This is a genomic window from Aliihoeflea aestuarii, assembly GCF_024105665.1.
In the GTDB taxonomy this organism is placed as follows: Bacteria; Pseudomonadota; Alphaproteobacteria; order Rhizobiales; family Rhizobiaceae; genus Aliihoeflea; species Aliihoeflea aestuarii.
The window spans coordinates 160,604-179,545 of sequence record NZ_JAAAMK010000003.1; the positions used below are offsets into that span (position 1 = coordinate 160,604).

The following is an 18,942-nucleotide window of genomic DNA, read 5'->3' on the forward strand; positions in this document are numbered from 1 at the left end:
ACACGAGATGAATGAGCCTTGGCGCCGACATTCGATCGGGTTGGCGTTAGCCGCTGCGGTCCTGTGCGTTCTCGTCGCCTGGTTCGGCACGCGCGCCATGACGGCGATCTATCTCGACCAGGCGGAGATGCGCGGCGCCAATACGCTCGGGCTGGCCGTCACGGCGCTTCGTGGCCAGCTCGACCGCTACGAGAAATTGCCGCAGCTCATTGCCGACCAGGATGCCATCAAGGAGCTTGCCGGGCGTCCGCGCGACCAAACACTTGTCGACGGGGTCAATATCTACCTGAAATCGATCAACGCGCTTCTGGAATCGTCGGACATCTATGTGATGACGCCGGATGGAACGACGATCGCGGCATCGAATTTCGACGGACCGACGCCTTTCATCGGCGAGAATTTCAACTACCGGCCCTATTTTCAGGACGCGATCGCCGGCGGGCACGGGCGTTTTTTCGCCCTCGGCACGACATCGCTGAAGCGCGGCTATTATTTCGGCGCGCCGATTCGCGTCGACGACGTGATCCTGGGCGTTGTCGTTTTCAAGGTCGATATAGACGGCATCGAGCGATCCTGGCGCGGCGGCGATTACGAGATCGTCGTGATGGATCCGGAAGGCATCATCTTCATGACCGGCCGTCCCGAATGGATGTATTCGGGTGTCGAGGCGCTGACGCGCGAGCGCCTTGCGCGCACATCCGCCACACGCCGCTACGCCGATGCTGAACTGACCGAATTGCCGGTCACGCGCAGCACGACGCCCGAGGGGCTCGATCTCCTGTCGATCGCGGGAGCGGACGGGACGCGCGAATATCTTGCCGTAACCGAGACGATGCCGGAAGCGGACTGGACGGTGAAGGTCCTGCTCGACACGGCGTCGGCGCGGGCGCAGGCATTGACGACGATCGCTCTTTTGATGCTCCTGATCGGCCTTGGAACGATGGGGGCGATGACATGGCTGCAACGACGCGCGCGGCTGGCCGAGCGGCTTCAGGTGCAGCGTGAGGCGCAGGAACTGCTCGAACGCCGCGTCGTGGAGCGCACGGCAGACCTTGCGGCCGTCAACCGCCTTCTGGAGGAGGAAGTCGGCGAGCGGCGGGCGACCGAACGTGCATTGCGAAAGACGCAGTCCGATCTCATCCAGGCCGGCAAGCTTGCCGCGCTCGGCCAGATGTCGGCGGCACTGTCGCACGAGTTCAACCAGCCGCTTGCCGCCGCGCGCGCCTACGCCGACAATGCCGCCGTGCTGATCGAACGCGGGCGCTTCGAAGACGCGCGGGACAACGTCCAGCGCATCTCCAAACTGGTTGAAAGGATTGGCTCGATCAGCAAGCATCTGCGCAATTTCGCCCGCAAGCCGAACCAGAAACTTGGATCCGTCGTCGTGGAGGACGTCGTCAGGGACACGCTGGAGATCATCGCCTGGCGCCTGAAGGCGGCCGATGCCAATCTCGTCATCGACCTCGGCCCGGAGCCGCTCGTGGTCCGCGCCGGTTCGGTCCGTTTACAGCAAGTGCTGGTCAATATCATCGCCAATGCGGCCGATGCCATGGAAGGGCTGCCCGATCGCGACATCGAGCTCAGCGCCCGCTCCATCGGCGATCGCATCGCGATCACAGTTCGCGACCGCGGCCCCGGCGTTCCCGATGCCATCGCAGAGCGCATCTTCGATCCATTCTTCTCCACCAAAGGCGTCGGCAAGGGACTGGGGCTCGGCCTTTCTATCTCCTACAACATCGTCAAGGATTTCGGCGGCGAACTGATGGTCGAGCGCCATCCGCAAGGCGGAGCGCTCGTCACCATCCTGCTCGACGCCGCCGAATTTGCCGTTCGGGAGGCGGCCGAATGACGCCGCCGACGCTGCTGCTGATCGACGACGAGGAGGAGATCAGGCGCTCGACCGCGCAGACGCTGCAACTCGCCGGCTTCGACGTGCGCGAATTCGCCGCCGCCGAACCGGCGCTCGACTACATCACGCCCGGCTTCAAGAGCGTGGTGATCAGCGATATCCGCATGCCTGGCATGGACGGAATGACGCTCCTGGCCAAAGTTCGCGAGATCGATGCCGATGTGCCCGTCATCCTCGTCACAGGGCATGGCGACGTCCAACTCGCCGTGCGGGCGATGCGCGAAGGCGCCTATGATTTCATCGAAAAGCCGTTCAACGGCCAGCATCTTGCCGATGTCGCCCTGCGCGCCGTCGACTGGCGCAGCCTGGTTCTCGAAAACCGGCTTTTGCGGGCTGCCGCGGGTCAGCGGGACGATGTCGAGTCGCGGCTTTTGGGCCGTTCACCGGCCATGATCGATCTGCGCTACCGGCTGCGCGCCGTCGCCGCCACGGATGCTGACGTGCTGATCATCGGCGACACGGGCGTCGGCAAGGAGGTCGCCGCGCGCGCGATCCATGATCTTTCGAGCCGGTCGCTCAAGCCGTTCGTGGCGATCAATTGCGCCGCACTGCCTGCAAATCTGATCGAAAGCGAACTTTTCGGGCATGAGGCGGGCGCGTTTCCCGGCGCGATACGGGCCAGATACGGCAAGTTCGAACATGCGCGGGGCGGAACCGTGCTTCTCGACGAAATCGGCTCGATGCCGTCGGACCTGCAAGCCAAGCTCATCCGCGTCATTCAGGACCGCATGATCGTGCGGCTCGGTTCGAACGAACCGATTCCACTCGACGTTCGCTTCATCGCGACGAGCAAGGTGGAACTGGAGGACGAGGCGGTCGCTGGCCGATTTCGTGCCGATCTTCTCTACAGGCTCAACGTGGTCACGCTGCGTATCCCGTCCTTGAGCGCGCGGCGCGAGGACGTACCGGTGCTTTTTCTCCAGCTCGCGCGGGAAGCGGCCGGCCGGTATCGCCGCGATATGGTCGAAATTCCGCAACCCGTACTCGCCGAGATCGCTAGGCGCGACTGGCCGGGCAATGTCCGGGAATTGCGCAACGCCGCCGACCGCTATGTGCTCGGGCTCGGCATCGACGGGCTGGACCCTCTGCCGGCCGGCGATGACGGATTGCGGCTTGCCGAACGCGTCGCCCGCTTCGAAAGGGCCGTGATCGCCGATGCATTGCGCGCTCACGGCGGCAGTCTGAAGGCCGTCTACGAAGCGCTCGGCATTTCCCGCAAGACGCTGTACGAGAAGATGCAGCGCTATGACATCGATAAGAATGAGTTGCACGACGCCTGACTGACGCGCTTTATGTGTGGAATCTAACACATGAAGATCGGCCGATGTGTGGAGATCCACACATCTCAGGGTATGAAATTCGCCGATACTTCCCTCAAGGGCTTGCGGACGCCGTCAATACCCACCTCTAACTATCGTTCACGATCGGAACGACGGGTACGAGCCCGGCCGGCCGAACGAGAATAGTATTCTACCGGGAGGAATTCATATGAAGACGCTTGCCGCATCCCTGACACTCGCGACCGCCCTTGCCGTCATGCCGCAGATGGCCGGTGCGCAGGACTATCCAACCCAGCCGATCACGATCGTCGTGCCGTTCACGGCCGGTGGCCCGACCGACACGGTGACCCGCCTCGTCGCGCAGGCGATGAGCGCCGACCTCGGCCAGCAGATCGTGGTCGAAAATGTCGGCGGCGCGGGCGGCACGCTCGGTGCCGGACGCGTCGCGCAGGCGCAGCCCGACGGCTACACGCTGCTTCTCCACCATATCGGCATGGCGACGAGCGCGACGCTCTACCGCGAGCTTCCTTTCAACGCGCTCGAGGACTTCGAATATGTCGGCCTCGTCACCGAGGTGCCGATGGTCATGGTCGGCCGGCCCGATCTCGAAGCGGAAACGCTCGAGGATGTCATCAATTTCGTGCGCGAGGGTGGCGAGGACGTGATGTATGCCAATGCCGGCATCGGCGCGGCGTCGCATCTTTGCGGCCTGTTGTTCATGGAAGCCATCGACACGCAGATGACGACCATTCCCTATCAGGGAACCGGTCCCGCCGTCACCGATTTGATGGGCGGACAGGTCGACCTCATGTGCGACCAGACGACCAACACCACGCCGCAGATCAACGAAGGGTCGATCAAGGCGTTCGCGGTGACCGTACCGGAGCGCGTCGAAAGCCTGCCTGATGTTCCGACCGGTGCCGAAGCCGGCATCGACGGCTTCGAAGTCTCGATCTGGCACGGCGTCTATGCGCCCAAGGGAACGCCTGAGGAAATCGTGCAGCGCCTGAGCCAGTCGCTTCAGGTGGCGCTTGCCGACGAAACCGTCATCGCGCGCTTCGGCGACCTCGGCACCGTTCCCTCGCCGGCCGAGGATGCGACGCCCGAGGCCCTTCAGGCCAAGGTGCAAAGCGAGATCGACCTGTGGCGTCCGATCATCGAAGCGGCCGGCGTCTACGCGAACTGATCTTTCAACGATATTCAGGGGCCGTCCGGCAAGGGCGGCCCCTTCGCATTTCAAGGAGGGGCGCGGATGCTATCCCGCGACTATCGTGACATCGTCGGCGGCGGTCTTCTGATCGTGGGCGGCCTGCTTTTCACCTGGTATGCCGCCACGCATTACGAACTCGGCACGCTCCGGCGCATGGGGCCGGGCATGTTCCCGACGGGTCTGGGCGTGACGCTCGCCCTCTTCGGCGTCCTGATGGCGGTTCCGGCCTTCTTCCGTCAGGGAGAAATGCCGGTCATCCGCATCTGGACGCCGCTCTTCGTCCTTGCCGGCGTCGCCGCCTTCGCCATGACGATTCGTCCGTTTGGTCTGATTCCCGCGATTCTGGCGGTCGTCGTCATTTCTTCCTTCGCGGAGCTGAAGGTGCGGCCCGTCAGCCTCGCCATCCTGTGCATCGTGCTGTGCCTGATCGCCTGGCTCACCTTCCGCGTCGGGCTCGGCCTGCCGATCGCAATGTGGCGCTGGCCCTTCTAGGAGAACGACGAGATGGATATCTTCTCCAATATCGCGATCGGTCTCGAAACCGCGCTTTCCTGGAACAACCTCTTCTACTGCTTTCTCGGCGTGTTCCTGGGCACGCTGGTCGGCGTCATTCCGGGCATCGGTGTCCTGTCGGCGATCTCGATGCTGTTCCCGATCACCTTCTATCTGGATCCGACCACGGCGCTGATCATGCTCGCCGGCATCTGGTACGGTACGTCTTATGGCGGCAATACCGCCTCGATCCTGCTCAACATTCCCGGCACGCCGGCCAATGCCGTAACCTGCCTCGACGGCTACCCGATGGCCCGTCAGGGCCGCGGCGGCGTGGCGCTTTTGATGACGACGGTCGCCTCCTTCACCGGCAGCACGATCGGCATTCTGCTTCTCATGCTTTTTGCGCCGACGATCGCCAAATATGCGCTGTCTTTCGGCTCGGCCGAGTATTTCGCGCTCATGGTGCTCGGCCTCGTCGCCGCCTCGACCATTTCCGACGGGTCCGCCGTCAAGGGCCTCGCGATGGTCGTGCTCGGCATCATGTTCGGCACGGTCGGCGCCGACATCTATACGGGCACGCCGCGCTTTTCCTTCGGCGTCCTGGAGCTGACCGACGCGATCAGCCTGATCGCGCTCGCCATGGGCATTTTCGGCGTTGCCGAAGTGATCGCGTCGGTGCGCAATGTCCATCCTGGCGACATCGACCGCGAAAGCGTAACGTTCCGGGCCATGAAGCCGACGAAGGACGATATGCGCCGTTCGTGGTTCCCCATGCTGCGCGGCTCGTCGATCGGCGCCTTCTTCGGCACGCTGCCGGGGACAGGCCCGTCGGTCGCCGCCTTCATGGCCTATGCGATGGAAAAGCGGGTCGCCAGGGAGCCGAAACGCTTCGGCAAGGGTGCGATCGAAGGCATCATGGCGCCCGAATCGGCCAATAACTCGGCCGACCAGACATCTTTCATTCCGACCCTGTCCCTGGGCATTCCCGGCAGCCCGACCATGGCTCTGATGCTGGGCGCGCTGATGATCCACGGCATCGCGCCCGGTCCGAGCCTCATGACCGACCAGCCGTCGCTGTTCTGGGGCCTGATCATGAGCTTCTGGATCGGCAATGTGCTGCTCGTCATCCTCAATGTGCCGCTGATCGGCGTGTGGGTGCGACTTTTGATGATCCCGTATCATCTGCTTTTCCCGGCCGTTTTGATGTTCATCTGCATCGGCACCTATTCGGTCAACAATTCGAGTTTCGAGGTCTGGCTCGTCGTCTTCTTCGGCTTCCTCGGCTATTCGATGCGCATCTTCGACTTTCCGGCTGCGCCGCTTCTTCTCGGTTTCGTTCTCGGGCCGATGATGGAGGAGCATTTCCGGCGCGCCATGCTGTTGTCGCGGGGCAATTTCTCCACCTTCATCGACCGGCCGATCTCGGCCGTCGTCATGGCTTTGACGGCGATGTTGCTCGTGTGGGGCGTCTGGTCCGCCTTGAAGCAGCGCAAGCGCTCGCGCGCGAACCTTGCCCCCGATCCCGCCGGGGCATCCTGAAGCAAGGTTTCCGACGATCCCAGGAGGCCGCGCGACAGATGCGCGGCCTTTTGCTTTGGGCGCAGGAGGGCTACGCAACGCCGGTGCAATTGCTCTATAGTTCGCCGGTGCTCGACCGGTCCTGGAAAAATCGAACCCTACTCGTCGCTGCGGGCCTTGCGTTCGTGGCCGTTTCGTCTTTCGCGACCAGCGTCGTCTGGCAGGCGCGGGCGGAGCGTTCGCTCGTTCAGGCCGGCGAGCAGCGGCTGAGCCTCGTGGTCGCGTCAGTGCGGTCCGCCGTCCTGCAGAACGACCATCTGCCGCTCGCCCTCGCCCTCGATCCGGATGTGCGCCTTGCGCTGCGCCAGCCGGCGAACAGCGACGCGATCGATCTGCTCAATCGCAAGCTTTCCCTTCTCGTCAACGCGTCGAGCGGCGCGGCGCTTTATGTGATGGATCTTTCCGGGCTTACCATCGCGGCCAGCAACTGGGACGAGCCGGGCTCCTTCCTCGGCCAGAACTACGCGTTCCGTTCCTATTTCGAGCTTGCGCTGGAACGGGAGCGCGGCGCCTTCTATGCCATTGGCGCGACGACGAACCGCGCCGGCTATTTCCTGTCGCGGGCTGTCAGGGACGGGGGCCGGGTTATCGGCGTGGCCGTCGTCAAGATCGAGTTCGACGATGTCGAGAAGGTCTGGGCGGATGCGGATGAATCCGTTCTGGTCACGGATGCCAACGACATCGTCTTTCTGGCGAGCGCGGGCGCGTGGAAATACCGTGCGCTGTCGGCCTTGAGCGAAGACGTGCAGGACGAGATCGCGCGCACGCAGCAATATGCCGGCGAGGCGCTGACGCCGATGGCAATCGATCCGGTCGGCGGGAGCGAGACGGCGTCGCATATCCGGATCGATGGACAGGACAAGGTGCTGCTCTCGCAATCGGCCCCGCTGGCCGAACTCGGGTGGATGGTCCATCAGTTGACCGACATCGAGCCCATGGCGCTGGCGCGGCGCGACGGCGCGATCATCGGCGGCAGCGCTTCCGCTCTTTTGCTGGCGCTGGTGCTTGCCTTCGTTCAACGCCAGCGCATGCTTGCCGAGGAACGCCGCGCGCGAATTCTGCTGGAAGACAGGGTCGAGGCACGCACCGCCGAACTGACCGCCGCCAACCGGCAGCTCGTGAGCGAGATCGAGGAGCGAGAGCGTGCCGAACGCGATCTACGCGCCGCGCAGGCCGAACTGGTGCAAGCCGAAAAGCTCGCCGCGCTGGGGCGCATGTCGGCGGCGATCGCCCACGAGGTCAACCAGCCTTTGGGCGCAATCCGGACATCGGCCGCAAGCGCCGCGCTTCTCGTTCGGCAGGGCGAGACGGTGGAGGCATCCGAAACGCTGTCGCGCATCGGAACTCTGGCCGCCCGCGCGGCCGCGATTACAGCGCATCTGCGCAACTTCGCCCGCAAGGGCCGGTCGGGCGTGCGCGAACCCTTCGCCGTCGACCGGTCGCTGCGCCGCGCGCTCGATCTGTCGCGCGAGGCGTCGAATGCTGTCGATGTCGAAATCGTGACCGACATCGAGCAGGTGATGGCGCTGGGAAGCGCGCTTCCTTTCGAGCAGGTTGCCGCAAACCTGATCAGGAACGCCATGGACGCCGTAGCGACGAAGTCGGGCGGCCGCATCGAGATCACCGTTCGAAGGAAGGCGGGGCGTGTCGAGGTTCGGGTGATCGACAACGGTCCGGGTTTTCCGCAGGCCGATATCGACAAGGTCTTCGATCCGTTCTTCACCACCAAGGAGGTCGGCGAGGGGCTTGGCCTCGGCCTTTCGATCGCCTACGGCATGGTGCGGGAGTTTTCCGGCACGATCCGCGCCTCGAACCTGCCGGGTGGAGGTGCATGCGTCTGCGTCGAACTGGACGCGGCCGAACACCCTGTCGAACTGGTAGGAGCCTGATGATGCAACCGGCGCTCGAGGTTCTGTTCGTCGATGACGATGCCGCCATGCGCCAGTCGGTGGAGCAATATCTGCGCCTTTCCGGCTTTCGGTTGACGGCCGTGCCCGGCGCAGCCGCTGCGCTGGAGCGGCTGACGCCCGATTATCCGGGCATTCTCGTCTCCGACCTCAAGATGCCGGGAATGGACGGAAGGGAGCTTCTGGACAGGGTCCGCACCATCGATGCCGAGCTTCCCGTCGTGATGATCACCGGCCATGGCGACGTGGAAACCGCGGTCGAGATGATGCGGCGCGGCGCGTATGACTTCATCGAAAAACCGTTCGATCCCGCCCGCTTCTCGGATACGCTGACGCGCGCGAGCGAAAAACGGCGGCTCGTCATGGAAAACCGGGCGCTGCGCAGCGCTATATCCGATCGCACGCTGTCGGGACGCATCATCGGCACCTCGCAGGCCGCGCAGAGGCTTCGCGCGGCGGTCACCGAGATCGCGGCGACGGATGTCGGCGTAGTGCTGGTCGGCGAAACCGGCGTCGGCAAGGATCTCGTCGCGCGCTCCATCCACGAGGCGAGCCGGCGTGCCAGCGGCAATTTCGTCGCGGTCAATTGCGCGGCCATCCCCGAAAGCATGGTCGAAAGCGAGCTTTTCGGACATGAGCAGGGCGCCTTTACGGGGGCTGCGCGCGCGCGCGAAGGCAAAATCGAGCATGCCGACGGCGGGACGCTCTTTCTCGACGAGATCGAATCGATGCCGCTTGCCATGCAGGCGAAGCTCCTTCGCGCGCTTCAGGAGCATGCGGTCGAACGTCTCGGTTCGAACCGCACGATCAACGTGGATCTGCGCACTGTGGCGGCGGCCAAGGGCGATCTCTCGCAAGCCGGTCGGTCCGGGGCCTTCCGATCCGACCTTTTCTATCGCATCGCCGTGGTCGAGCTGCACATTCCGCCGCTGCGCGAGCGTGCCGAGGATATTTTGCTTCTGTTCGAGCATTTCGCGGCGCAGGCCGCCGAGACCCATGGGCGCGAACCGAAACCGCTCGCCCAGGAAACGGCGTCGGCCCTGCTCGCGCATGACTGGCCGGGCAATGTGCGCGAGTTGCGCAATGCGGCCGAGCGATACGTTCTCGGCTTTTCAGGCGCGGTCGACGTCGCTTTTGGCCGTCCTTCCCCGACGAACGGCAAGGGTCAGCCGCTTTCGAGCCGTGTCGAGGCGTTCGAGCGATCGCTGATCGAGCGCAGTCTTGCGGAGGCCGACGGCAGTATCGCCGAAGTCATGGCCGATCTGGGCATTCCCCGCAGAACGCTGAACGAAAAGATGGCGCGTTACGGCCTGTCGCGGCTGCGTTCATCACCAATCGATCAGCAAGATTCCGCCGACTGAATCTGTCGATCGGCGGATTTTTGCTCAAAACTGGTCGACGAACTCCCCATTTGCGCCTTTTCCGGTCTGGCACGCCGATTGCAAAGTGTTCGTATCGGTCGCCTCTCCGGCGCCGATCCGAACCTGCGAAGCATATCGCGGTCGGAGGGAGGAGTGGCCTGCGCAGGCAGGCCGTGCGGACGAGGTCCGCCTTTTATTCCCTTTCGGCCGTGTTCGTTTCGCCAACGTAATGCCTGAGGGAGGTTTTTCAGGATGAGACTATTCAAGACGGCACTTCTCGCCGCATCCGTCGCGATGGCTGGTCCCGCGTTCGCGCAGCAGCAGCTTTCGGTTGCGACCGGCGGCACGGGCGGTGTGTACTATCCGATCGGCGGCGGTCTCGCCGAACTGATCAACCAGCATATCGAAGGCTATGCCGCGGTTGCCGAGGTCACGGGCGCATCGGTCGAGAACGTCGCGCTGATCCACCGTGGCGATTCGGACATCGCCATCGGTCTTGGTGACAGCGTCTATCAGGGCTTCACCGGCACCGGTCAGTTCGAAGGCCGTCAGGCCGACAGCCTGCGCGTTCTCGCCTCGGTCTATCCGAACGCGGTGCAGATCGTCGTTCCGGCCGATTCCGATATCCAGTCGCTCGAGGATCTGCGCGGCAAGCGCGTTTCGGTCGGCGCGCCGGGGTCGGGCACCGAGCTCAACGCGCGTGCGCTCATCGAAGCCGTCGGCATGACCTATGACGATCTGGCCGCAGCCCAGCGTCTCAACTTCAACGAGACAGCCGACGCCCTGCGCGATGGCGACATCGACGCCGGCATCTGGAGTGTCGGGCCGCCGACGTCCTCGATCATGAACCTGACCGCCACGCGCAACATCCGTCTCATCCCGATCACGGAAGAGCAGGTCGCAGCGGCGCAGGAGATCGAGCCGATCTTCGCGTCCTACACGCTTCCGTCCGGTCTTTACGACGGCGTGACGGAAGATGTCGGCACGGTCGGCATCCCGAATGTCTGGTTCGTCTCCGAGGAGATGGACGAGGAACTCGCCTACGAGATCACCAAGATGCTCTACGATCGCCATGCCGATCTCGTCGCCATTCACCCGGCGGCGAACGACACGACGGTCGAGTTCACCATCGGCTCGAGCCCGATCCCGCTTCATGCCGGCGCGCTGCGCTATTATGAGGAGATCGGCGCCGAGATTCCGGACAATCTGCGCGAGCAGTAGGACGGTCGGGGTCGCTTCGATGCGACTTGCAATCATGAAAGACGCGAGGTGCGGGCTGCTGCCCGCCCTCGCACTTACCGTTCTGGCGCTGCCGGCAACGGCCGGAACGATCGAGGTCATCGGTGCCGACAGCCGGAAGCTGGCGAGTGTCGACGCGCAATCCTGGTGCATCGCGTGGAACCATTCGGTCGCCGGCTTCGAGGTGAAGGACTGCTACAGCTTGCGCGGTGGGTTGATGGTTCTGGAACGGAGCCACCAGCCGGATTTCGCCGCCGGCCTCGGCCACATACCCGGACGCGGCGTCCAAAGATCGGACGGCGCGGGCGGATACTGGATAGACGGCATCGACGAAATCGTGCCGGGAAATTGCTACCGTCTGCGCGTCGGATCGGCCCGGGTCGATCACCGGATCGTCGCAGGCGACATCGACATCAGCCTCACGGAGCTTGCGGCGGGGACCAGCGTGGCCATACGCGCGAGCGATCCTGAGAGCAGGGGAATTCGAGAATGTTGAACAAATTCTGGGGCAGCGCGACCAAGAGCGGAAGCGCGGCCGGAGCGACAGGCGCCGGGTTGGTCGAACCTCCAGCCCTCGCCCAGCCGTGGGCGGTGGCCAAGCTGATCGTGCTTCTGTCGGTCGGGCTGTGCCTCTTTCAGCTTTACGCGGCCGGTATCCAGCCGCTCAGTCTCTTTTACCAGCGAACCATCCATCTGGCACTGATCATGATGATCGCCTTCCTGATGTTCCCGGTCTTCGGCCGGCACAAGGAACGCGGCGTTGTCGGTGGATTGATCGATGCCGCCTTCTTCGTCGCGGCCATCGTGTCGGGCTTCTACATCACGATCTATCTGGACGAGATTTTCGCGCGCGCCGGGTTCTGGAGCCAGACCGATATCTGGATCGGTATCCTGGCCGTGATCACGCTGCTCGAGGCCAGCCGCCGCGTCGTCGGCCTCGGCATCACGATCATCGGGCTCGTCTTCATCCTTTATGCGCTCGCCGGTCCGCGCGGCACGTTGCCGTGGCTCGGTGAGTTCATGCCGGGCATCCTGTCGCATCGCGGCTACAATATCGAGCGCCTCGTCGCGCAACTTTATCTCGGGCAGGAAGGCATTTTCGGCCTGCCGCTGGGCGTCGCCGCCACCTATGTCTTCATCTTCGTTCTGTTCGGTGCGGTGCTGGAAGTCACGGGCGCCGGCAAGTTCTTCATCGACCTCGCCTATGCCGCGACCGGTCGCAAGCGTGGCGGGCCGGCCAAGGCCGCGGTCGTCGCGTCTTGCACCATGGGCTCAATCACCGGATCGGCCATCGCGAATGTCGCTACGACGGGACCGTTCACGATCCCGCTCATGAAGCGGCTCGGCTACAAGCCGAGCCAGGCTGCGGGCATTGAGGCGGCTGCCTCGACCGGCGGCCAGATCACCCCGCCGCTGATGGGCGCGGGTGCGTTCCTGATCGCCGAATACACGCAGATTCCATATGTCCAGATCGTTCTCGTCTCGATCTATCCGGCATTTCTCTACTTCCTCACCGTCTACATGTTCGTGCATCTCATCGCGATCAAGCAGGGACTGAAGGGCCTGCCGGCGAGTGAACTGCCTTCCGTGCGCGAAGTCATGCGCGAGGGGTGGCATTTCCTTGCGCCGCTGGCGCTCCTGATCTGGCTGCTGGTCATGGGGCTGTCGCCGATGCGGGTCGGCTTCTTCGCGATCCTGGCGATCCTCGTCGTCGCCGCGATCCGGTTCGTGATCGATGTTACGATGGCGCGCCGACACGGTTCCTCACCGGCGCAAAAGCTCGCGGAATATGGCGGCGCTTTCGGGATCACCCGTTCGACGGCCTCCAAGCTGGTCGAGGCATGTGAGGTGGGCGTGCGCTCGGCGCTGACGGTCTCCCTGGCCTGCGCCGTCGGCGGCATCATCGTCGGCGTCATCGGTCTCACCGGACTGGGGCTGAAATTCTCGTCGCTGATGATGAGCTTTTCGCAGGGCAACATCGTCCTTGCGCTGCTGCTCGTCCTCATCGCCAGCCTGGTGATCGGCTTCGGCCTGCCGGTGACGGCAAGCTATATCGTGCTGATCATCCTGGTCGGCCCGGCGATGAGCGCCGAGTTCGGTATCCCGCTGCTGATCGTCCATCTCGTCGTGTTCTGGTATTCGCAGGATTCGAACGTGACGCCGCCGATCGCGCTTGCGGCATTCGCCGGTGCCGCTATCGCCGGGTCGAAACCCGTCGAGACGAGCTTCCAGGCATGGAAGTTCGCCAAGGGGCTCTACATCATTCCGCTCTTCATGGTCTTCAATCCCGAGATCATCATCGGCGGCCCGGTGCCGCTGGTCATCTGGAACGGCGTGGTGGCGCTCGTCGCGCTGGTGGCCTTCGTCGCGGTGCTGGAAGGCTACCTCTTCGGGCGGATCGACATCGTCAGCCGCGGCGTCCTGACGGCGGCCGGCATCGGCTGCCTGTGGCCGAGCATACCTATCGAGATCGTCAGCGTGATCGCGATCGTCGGCATTCTCGGCTACAACTATCTGACCGCGTCGAGGACCGGGGCGCTGGCGAGCACCTGACGAGCGCCCTCAAACTGATGGGAAAGGCCGGGTCATGCATGCGACCCGGCCTTTTTATTCAGTGGCAATCAGTATCTGAGGCTTCGTATTCTCGACAACAGGCGCGCGGTCATCAAAATCGCTGCGACGGCAAGGCCGATGGCAAGACCCCACCAGATGCCGACGCCGCCCAGCCCGGCATGATGCGCGAGACCATAGCCGGTCGGTACGCCGATCACCCAGTAGCTGACCAGCGCGATGATCATCGGAACGCGCGTCTCGCGCATTCCGCGCAGGGCGCCGCTTGACAGGGCCTGCACCCCGTCGACGATCTGGAACAGGCCGGCGACGGCGAGGAATGTCACGGCAAAGCCGATGACGGACGCGACGGCGGCATCGTCGAGATCGAGATAGAGGCCGACGAATGTGCGCGGAATGGTGAGGAAGAGCGCGGCCGTGGCGACGGCGACGGCAACTCCCATCGCCAGTGACGTCACCGTCGCTCGATAGACGTCGTCCTTGCTTCGGCGCCCGACGGCATGGCCGACCCGGATCGTCGTCGCCGACGAGAGCCCGAGCGGGATCATGAAGGCGAGGCCGCTCAACTGAAGGGCGATTCCATGCGCGGCAAGCTCCATCGCGCCGATCTGGCCCATCATGAAGGACGTGGCGGTGAAAAGCGCGACCTCCGCGACGATCGTGATGCCGATCGGCCAGCCGAGGCGGAAGACCTCCAGCACCGCAGGCATATCGGGCTTGAAGAAGCGGACGAAGATTTCCTGCTGTCGCAGGATGCGATGACGGGAAATGTAGGCGATCAGGAAGAGGACGACGCAGGTCGTGGCGATGAGCGTTGCAAAACCGGCGCCGCGCATTCCCATACCCGGCAGACCGAAGCCGCCGAAGACGAAGACGAGATTTAGCATCGCGTTGATGGCGACGCCTGCCACCAGCGCCGCGACGACGACCGAAGGCCGTCCAAGTGCGCCGAGAAAGGAGCGCAGGACGATGATGGAAAGCTGCGGAAAGAGCGACCATTTCAAGATATCGGTGTAGTCGGCTGCAAGCGCCGCGATGACCGGCTCCTGCCCGAGCGCCAGAAAGATCGCGTGTGCGTTCCACAACGGCACGATCATGAGGCAGGCATAGGCGAAGCTGACCCAAAGCCCCATGCGCACGAAACGGCGGCCGCCGCGCGGGTCGTTCGATCCGATCGCACCGGCGACCAGCGGCATGACCGCAAAGCCGAAGCCCGAACCGAACATCCAGACGACAAAGAAGATCTGCCAGCCGAGAACGGACGCGGCGAGTTCCTCCGGACCAAGCCGACCAAGCACCAGCGTGTTGGTGACGTTCAGCGCGGTCTGCGCAAGCTGCGCGGCGATGAGCGGCAGGCCGAGCAGGACCGTCTCGCGGACATGGCTTCCCCATGGGGCGGCTGACGGCGAGGTCGATATTGGAAGAACGCTGGTCACGAGGTCGGCAAGTCCCGGCTGGTTGAGTGCATTGGCGACGCGGCGCGCTGCCTGCGCAAAAGGCAGGCAGATGCCCGCTCAAGGTGCATCAGGTCCATAGCGCATGGGCCGTCGCGCCGATAGGCACAGGATGGCAGCAGGCTTATGTCTGCGCGTTGATACCAAGCATGAAAAAGCCGCCTCCCGCATGAGAGGCGGCTTTTGCCTTGTCCGATCGTATGGGCCTCAGGCGGGCTTGGCGACCGGCATCCCCGGCTGGTCCCATTCGCGTCGCCGCCACTGGAGCGCGGCGACGAAACCGACCAGCGCGAGAGCGGGAATGAACATCCATTCGTTGCGCCAGGTCTGCGGATCGGGGATCTCGACGCGCGTCACGGTCTGTCCGACCTCAAGCCCGAGCCGTTCGGCCTGGCTGCGGAAGCGGACATTGACGATCTGCGTCTGGCCGCCGAAAGCCGTGATCTGCACACCGGAGGCCGCCAGCCGCTCCGCGCCGGGGTCCGCGTCGCCGAGCGGAAGCTGCACGATGCGGGTGAAGTCGTTTCCGGACAGATCCATGCCCTCGACCTCAAAGCGCAGGAAGGCGTCGGCCGGCAGTTCCCCGGCCAATTCGACGATCCTGTCGCCCGGCTCGTCGATATAGGGATCGGACAGGCGATCCATGAAGAAGCCGGGACGGAAGAGCATGAAGCAGGCCAGAAGCAGGATCGCGCTTTCCCAGATGCGCGAGCGCGTCACGAAGATCTGCTGCGTGACCGAGACGAACATCAGCATGCCGACAAGCGCACCCGTCACCACGATTATCAGATGCCACCAACTCTCGATGCCGATCAGCAGGAGCTGGTGATTGAAAATGAAGACCAGCGGCAGGATGGCCGTTCGCATTTCATAACGGAAGGCCTGGATGCCGGTTCGTAGCGGATCTGCCCGTGAAATCGCGGAAGCGGCGAAGGATGCAAGGCCGACGGGCGGCGTCACGTCGGCCATCAGGCCGAAATAGAAGACGTAGAGGTGAACCGCGACGAGCGCCACGGCGAGGCCGTTCAATGTCGCGACCTCGACGATGACCGGGGCCATGAGCGTGGCGACGACGACATAGTTCGCCGTCGTCGGCATGCCGAGACCGACCACCATGCAGATCAGCGCCGTCATCAGAAGCATGATCAGGAGGTTGCCGCCCGACGCCGCGATAACGATTTCCGACAGGACGAGGCCGATGCCGGTGAGCGCCACCGTGCCGACGACGATGCCGGCGGCAGCCGTCGCAATGGCGATGCCGACCATGTTGCGCGCCCCCGTCGCCAGCCCTTCGACGACGTCGACGAAACCGGCCTTGAGCGGTGCGATCAGGTTGAAGTCGCGGCGGAAGAAGGCGATCAGCGGACGCTGCGTGGCCACGAGGAAGATCAGCGCCATGGTGCCGTAAAAGGCCGACAGGCCGGGCGAGAGCTCCTCGACCATCAGACACCAGACGAGAATGAAGACCGGCATGACGTAGTGGATGCCGGCGGGCGCGACTTCCACCGCATCCGGCAGCTTGTCGGCCAGCGCCGCCGGATCGTCGGCTTCAAGGTCAGGGTAGCGCGCGCGCCAGGCGATCGAGCCGATATAGACGGCCAGGGCTCCGAGGCCCGCGGCCCAGCTCGCATAGCTTCCGAAGGCCGTGCGGGTCCAGCCGAGCGCGTAATAGACGAAACCGCAGAACAGGATGAAGCCGCTGATCGTCATGCCGCCGATGGCAAGGCTGGTCAGGCGGCTGCGCCGCCGCTCCTGCCTGACGCCTTTCATGCCGTATTTGCGCGCCTCGATATCGACCACATAGAACAGCGACAGATAGGTCAAAAGTGCCGGGACGATGGCGTGGCGCACGACCTCGGCATAGGAAATGCCGACATATTCGGCGATGAGGAATGCGGCGGCACCCATGACCGGCGGCATGATCTGACCATTGACCGAGGCAGAAACTTCGATCGCGCCGGCCTTGACGGGCGGATAGCCGACCCGCTTCATCAGCGGGATCGTGAAGGTGCCGGTCGTCACGACATTGGCGACGGAGGAGCCGGAAATGAGGCCGGTCGAGGCGGAGCCGAGCACGGCGGCCTTGGCCGGGCCGCCGCGCAGATGGCCGAGGAGGCCAAAGGCGAGCTTGATGAAGTAATTGCCAGCGCCCGCGCGCTCCAGAAGCGATCCGAACAGCACGAACAGGAAGACGAAGGCGGTGGAGACGCCGAGCGCGACGCCGAACACGCCTTCTGTCGTCAGCCAGTATTGCGAGGCCGCGCGCGAGAGCGATGCGCCGCGATGGGCGAGCAGGCCCGGCAGATAGGGGCCGAAGAAGGCGTAGGCGATGAAGAAAAGGCCGACGATGGGCAGCGCGAGGCCGAGCGTGCGGCGCGCGCCTTCCAGAAGAAACAGGATGCCGAGAACGGCGACGGTCAAATCCATCGTCGTCGGCAGGCCGGGCCGGCGCGCCAGTTCGGCCTGATAGAGGAAAAGATAGGCCGCACAGAAAGCGGCGCCGAGCGCGAGCGCCCAGTCGATCAGCGGGATATGGTTGCGCGGTGAGCCTTTGAAGGCGGGATAGGCGACGAAGGCGAGAAAGACACCGAAGGCGAGGTGGATGGCGCGGGCTTCGGTGGCGTTGAAGACGCCAATGCGAAGCTGATAGGGCCAGGGCGAGGCGTACCAGATCTGGAACAGCGCCCAGCAAAGCGGCACGGCAAGCAAAACGAAGCGCGAGAAACGGTCGGTCGGCGTGCGCCCGCCGGTATCGGCTTCGGCCACCATCTGCGCAAGCTCATCGCTGCGTGGCGTATCGTTTGTGCTTGCGCTCATCGGATCATCCCTTCAAGCCCCCTGAAAGAAGGAAGGGGCACCGTAAAGGCGCCCCTTCCGAAACCGGCTTAGAGCCAGCCCTGTTCCCTGTAATAGCGTTCGGCGCCCGGGTGAAGGGGGGCAGAGTTGCCGTCCGACACCATGCTTTCCGGCTCAAGGTTTGTGAAAGCCGGGTGAAGCTGGCGGAAGGCGTCGAAATTGTCGAAGACCGACTTCACCAGATTGTAGACGGCGTCTTCCGAAACGTCGGTCGAGGCGACCAGCGTCGCGAGCACGCCATAGGTCGGGATGTCCTCGTCATTGCCGGTGTAGAGACCGCCGGGAATGGAGACGCTTGCGTAGTAGGGATTGTCGGCGACGAGCTTGTCGATCGCCTCGCCCTCGATCGGGACGATCTGCGCGCCGCAGGTCGTTGTCGGATCGGCGATGTTGGCCGAGGGATGACCGACTGCGTAATAGAACGCGTCGATCTGGTTATCGCAAAGTGCCGGGCCGTGCTCGTCCGGGCGAAGCTCGGCTGCCAGAGAGAAAGCGCTGCGTTCCCAGCCGAGCGCGTCGAGCATGATCTGCATCGACGCCTGCGTGCCCGAACCCGGATTACCGATGTTCACCCGCTTGCCTTCGAGGTCGTCGAGGGAAGCGATGCCTGCATCGCTGCGGGCGACGAGCGTGAAGGGCTCGGGATGGATCGAGAACACGGCGCGCAGATCCTCCCAGGCGCCTGCCTCCTCGAAATCGCTCGAACCGTTGAAGGAATGGTACTGCCAGTCGGACTGGACCATGCCGAGATCGAACTCACCCTGGCGCATGGCGTTGAGGTTGAAGACCGAACCGCCGGTCGACTCGGCCGAGCAACGGAAGCCGTGTTCTGCGCGGGTCTGGTTCATGAGACGGCAGATCGCACCGCCGGCGGCATAATAGACGCCCGTGACGCCCCCCGTGCCGATGGTCACGAATTGCTGCTGGGCGCCGGCGGCGCCAGCGGCGAGCGTGCCGCCCATCGCGACGGCGAGGCCGAGGCCGATCAGGTTTTTAGGTTTCATTCCGCTTCTCCTTTGCTGCACGTCCCCTTGCGGGTCGAAAGTTGTCTGGCCGGGCTGCGTGCAATCAGCACCGGATAT

The 18,942-nt window shown here is 64.0% G+C and carries 13 protein-coding genes; 10 read left to right on the forward strand and 3 right to left on the reverse strand.

All coding sequences use genetic code 11. The annotated features are described in order from the left end of the window. Positions 1-7: 7 nt before the first annotated feature. The 10 genes from GTW25_RS08410 to GTW25_RS08455 all read left to right on the forward strand — a co-directional run bounded on the left by GTW25_RS08410 (position 8) and on the right by GTW25_RS08455 (position 13,532). Complete coding sequence (locus GTW25_RS08410) at positions 8-1,849, forward strand: sensor histidine kinase (RefSeq protein ID WP_252911604.1); 1,842 nt, start codon at positions 8-10, stop codon at positions 1,847-1,849. Further along, complete coding sequence (locus tag GTW25_RS08415) at positions 1,846-3,189, forward strand: sigma-54-dependent transcriptional regulator (RefSeq protein WP_252911605.1); 1,344 nt, start codon at positions 1,846-1,848, stop codon at positions 3,187-3,189. The genes GTW25_RS08410 and GTW25_RS08415 overlap by 4 nt, the downstream gene beginning before the upstream one ends. 208 nt (positions 3,190-3,397) lie before the next feature. After that, the gene (locus GTW25_RS08420; RefSeq protein ID WP_252911606.1) at positions 3,398-4,375 is read left to right on the forward strand and encodes a tripartite tricarboxylate transporter substrate-binding protein; all 978 of its coding nucleotides are present in this window, start codon (positions 3,398-3,400) and stop codon (positions 4,373-4,375) included. 66 nt (positions 4,376-4,441) lie between these two features. Next, complete coding sequence (locus tag GTW25_RS08425) at positions 4,442-4,891, forward strand: tripartite tricarboxylate transporter TctB family protein (protein ID WP_252911607.1); 450 nt, start codon at positions 4,442-4,444, stop codon at positions 4,889-4,891. 12 nt (positions 4,892-4,903) lie between these two features. Beyond that, the gene (locus GTW25_RS08430; RefSeq protein ID WP_252911608.1) at positions 4,904-6,433 is read left to right on the forward strand and encodes a tripartite tricarboxylate transporter permease; all 1,530 of its coding nucleotides are present in this window, start codon (positions 4,904-4,906) and stop codon (positions 6,431-6,433) included. A 38-nt stretch (positions 6,434-6,471) separates the two neighbouring features. Continuing rightward, positions 6,472-8,361: a sensor histidine kinase gene (locus GTW25_RS08435; protein ID WP_252911609.1), complete on the forward strand. Its 1,890-nt coding sequence runs from the start codon at positions 6,472-6,474 to the stop codon at positions 8,359-8,361. Positions 8,362-8,363: 2 nt separating this feature from the next. Further along, on the forward strand, positions 8,364-9,740 hold the full coding sequence (locus tag GTW25_RS08440) for a sigma-54-dependent transcriptional regulator (protein ID WP_308206242.1): 1,377 nt from the start codon (positions 8,364-8,366) through the stop codon (positions 9,738-9,740). 252 nt (positions 9,741-9,992) lie between these two features. Continuing rightward, the gene (locus GTW25_RS08445) at positions 9,993-10,961 is read left to right on the forward strand and encodes a TAXI family TRAP transporter solute-binding subunit (protein WP_252911611.1); all 969 of its coding nucleotides are present in this window, start codon (positions 9,993-9,995) and stop codon (positions 10,959-10,961) included. A 34-nt stretch (positions 10,962-10,995) separates the two neighbouring features. After that, the gene (locus GTW25_RS08450; protein ID WP_252911612.1) at positions 10,996-11,475 is read left to right on the forward strand and encodes a DUF1850 domain-containing protein; all 480 of its coding nucleotides are present in this window, start codon (positions 10,996-10,998) and stop codon (positions 11,473-11,475) included. Continuing rightward, positions 11,469-13,532, forward strand: a complete 2,064-nt coding sequence (locus GTW25_RS08455) for a TRAP transporter permease (protein ID WP_252911613.1) — start codon at positions 11,469-11,471, stop codon at positions 13,530-13,532. The genes GTW25_RS08450 and GTW25_RS08455 overlap by 7 nt, the downstream gene beginning before the upstream one ends. Positions 13,533-13,600: 68 nt before the next feature. Here GTW25_RS08455 and GTW25_RS08460 read toward each other — a convergent pair whose 3' ends face one another. The 3 genes from GTW25_RS08460 to GTW25_RS08470 form a co-directional block, all read right to left on the reverse strand. After that, on the reverse strand, positions 13,601-14,986 hold the full coding sequence (locus tag GTW25_RS08460; RefSeq protein ID WP_252911614.1) for an MATE family efflux transporter: 1,386 nt from the start codon (positions 14,984-14,986) through the stop codon (positions 13,601-13,603). Between the two features lie 225 nt (positions 14,987-15,211). Beyond that, positions 15,212-17,821: a TRAP transporter permease gene (locus tag GTW25_RS08465; RefSeq protein WP_252911615.1), complete on the reverse strand. Its 2,610-nt coding sequence runs from the start codon at positions 17,819-17,821 to the stop codon at positions 15,212-15,214. 68 nt (positions 17,822-17,889) lie between these two features. Next, on the reverse strand, positions 17,890-18,864 hold the full coding sequence (locus tag GTW25_RS08470) for a TAXI family TRAP transporter solute-binding subunit (protein WP_252911616.1): 975 nt from the start codon (positions 18,862-18,864) through the stop codon (positions 17,890-17,892). Between the last annotated feature and the right edge of the window lie 78 nt (positions 18,865-18,942).

Bases quoted from the DNA above. Each gene is read 5' to 3' on its own strand.
- GTW25_RS08410 (WP_252911604.1), top strand. From the start codon at position 8: ATGAATGAGCCTTGGCGCCGACATTCGATCGGGTTGGCGTTAGCCGCT.
- GTW25_RS08415 (WP_252911605.1), top strand. From the start codon at position 1,846: ATGACGCCGCCGACGCTGCTGCTGATCGACGACGAGGAGGAGATCAGG.
- GTW25_RS08420 (WP_252911606.1), top strand. From the start codon at position 3,398: ATGAAGACGCTTGCCGCATCCCTGACACTCGCGACCGCCCTTGCCGTC.
- GTW25_RS08425 (WP_252911607.1), top strand. From the start codon at position 4,442: ATGCTATCCCGCGACTATCGTGACATCGTCGGCGGCGGTCTTCTGATC.
- GTW25_RS08430 (WP_252911608.1), top strand. From the start codon at position 4,904: ATGGATATCTTCTCCAATATCGCGATCGGTCTCGAAACCGCGCTTTCC.
- GTW25_RS08435 (WP_252911609.1), top strand. From the start codon at position 6,472: ATGCGCGGCCTTTTGCTTTGGGCGCAGGAGGGCTACGCAACGCCGGTG.
- GTW25_RS08440 (WP_308206242.1), top strand. From the start codon at position 8,364: ATGCAACCGGCGCTCGAGGTTCTGTTCGTCGATGACGATGCCGCCATG.
- GTW25_RS08445 (WP_252911611.1), top strand. From the start codon at position 9,993: ATGAGACTATTCAAGACGGCACTTCTCGCCGCATCCGTCGCGATGGCT.
- GTW25_RS08450 (WP_252911612.1), top strand. From the start codon at position 10,996: ATGAAAGACGCGAGGTGCGGGCTGCTGCCCGCCCTCGCACTTACCGTT.
- GTW25_RS08455 (WP_252911613.1), top strand. From the start codon at position 11,469: ATGTTGAACAAATTCTGGGGCAGCGCGACCAAGAGCGGAAGCGCGGCC.
- GTW25_RS08465 (WP_252911615.1), bottom strand. From the start codon at position 17,821: ATGAGCGCAAGCACAAACGATACGCCACGCAGCGATGAGCTTGCGCAG.
- GTW25_RS08470 (WP_252911616.1), bottom strand. From the start codon at position 18,864: ATGAAACCTAAAAACCTGATCGGCCTCGGCCTCGCCGTCGCGATGGGC.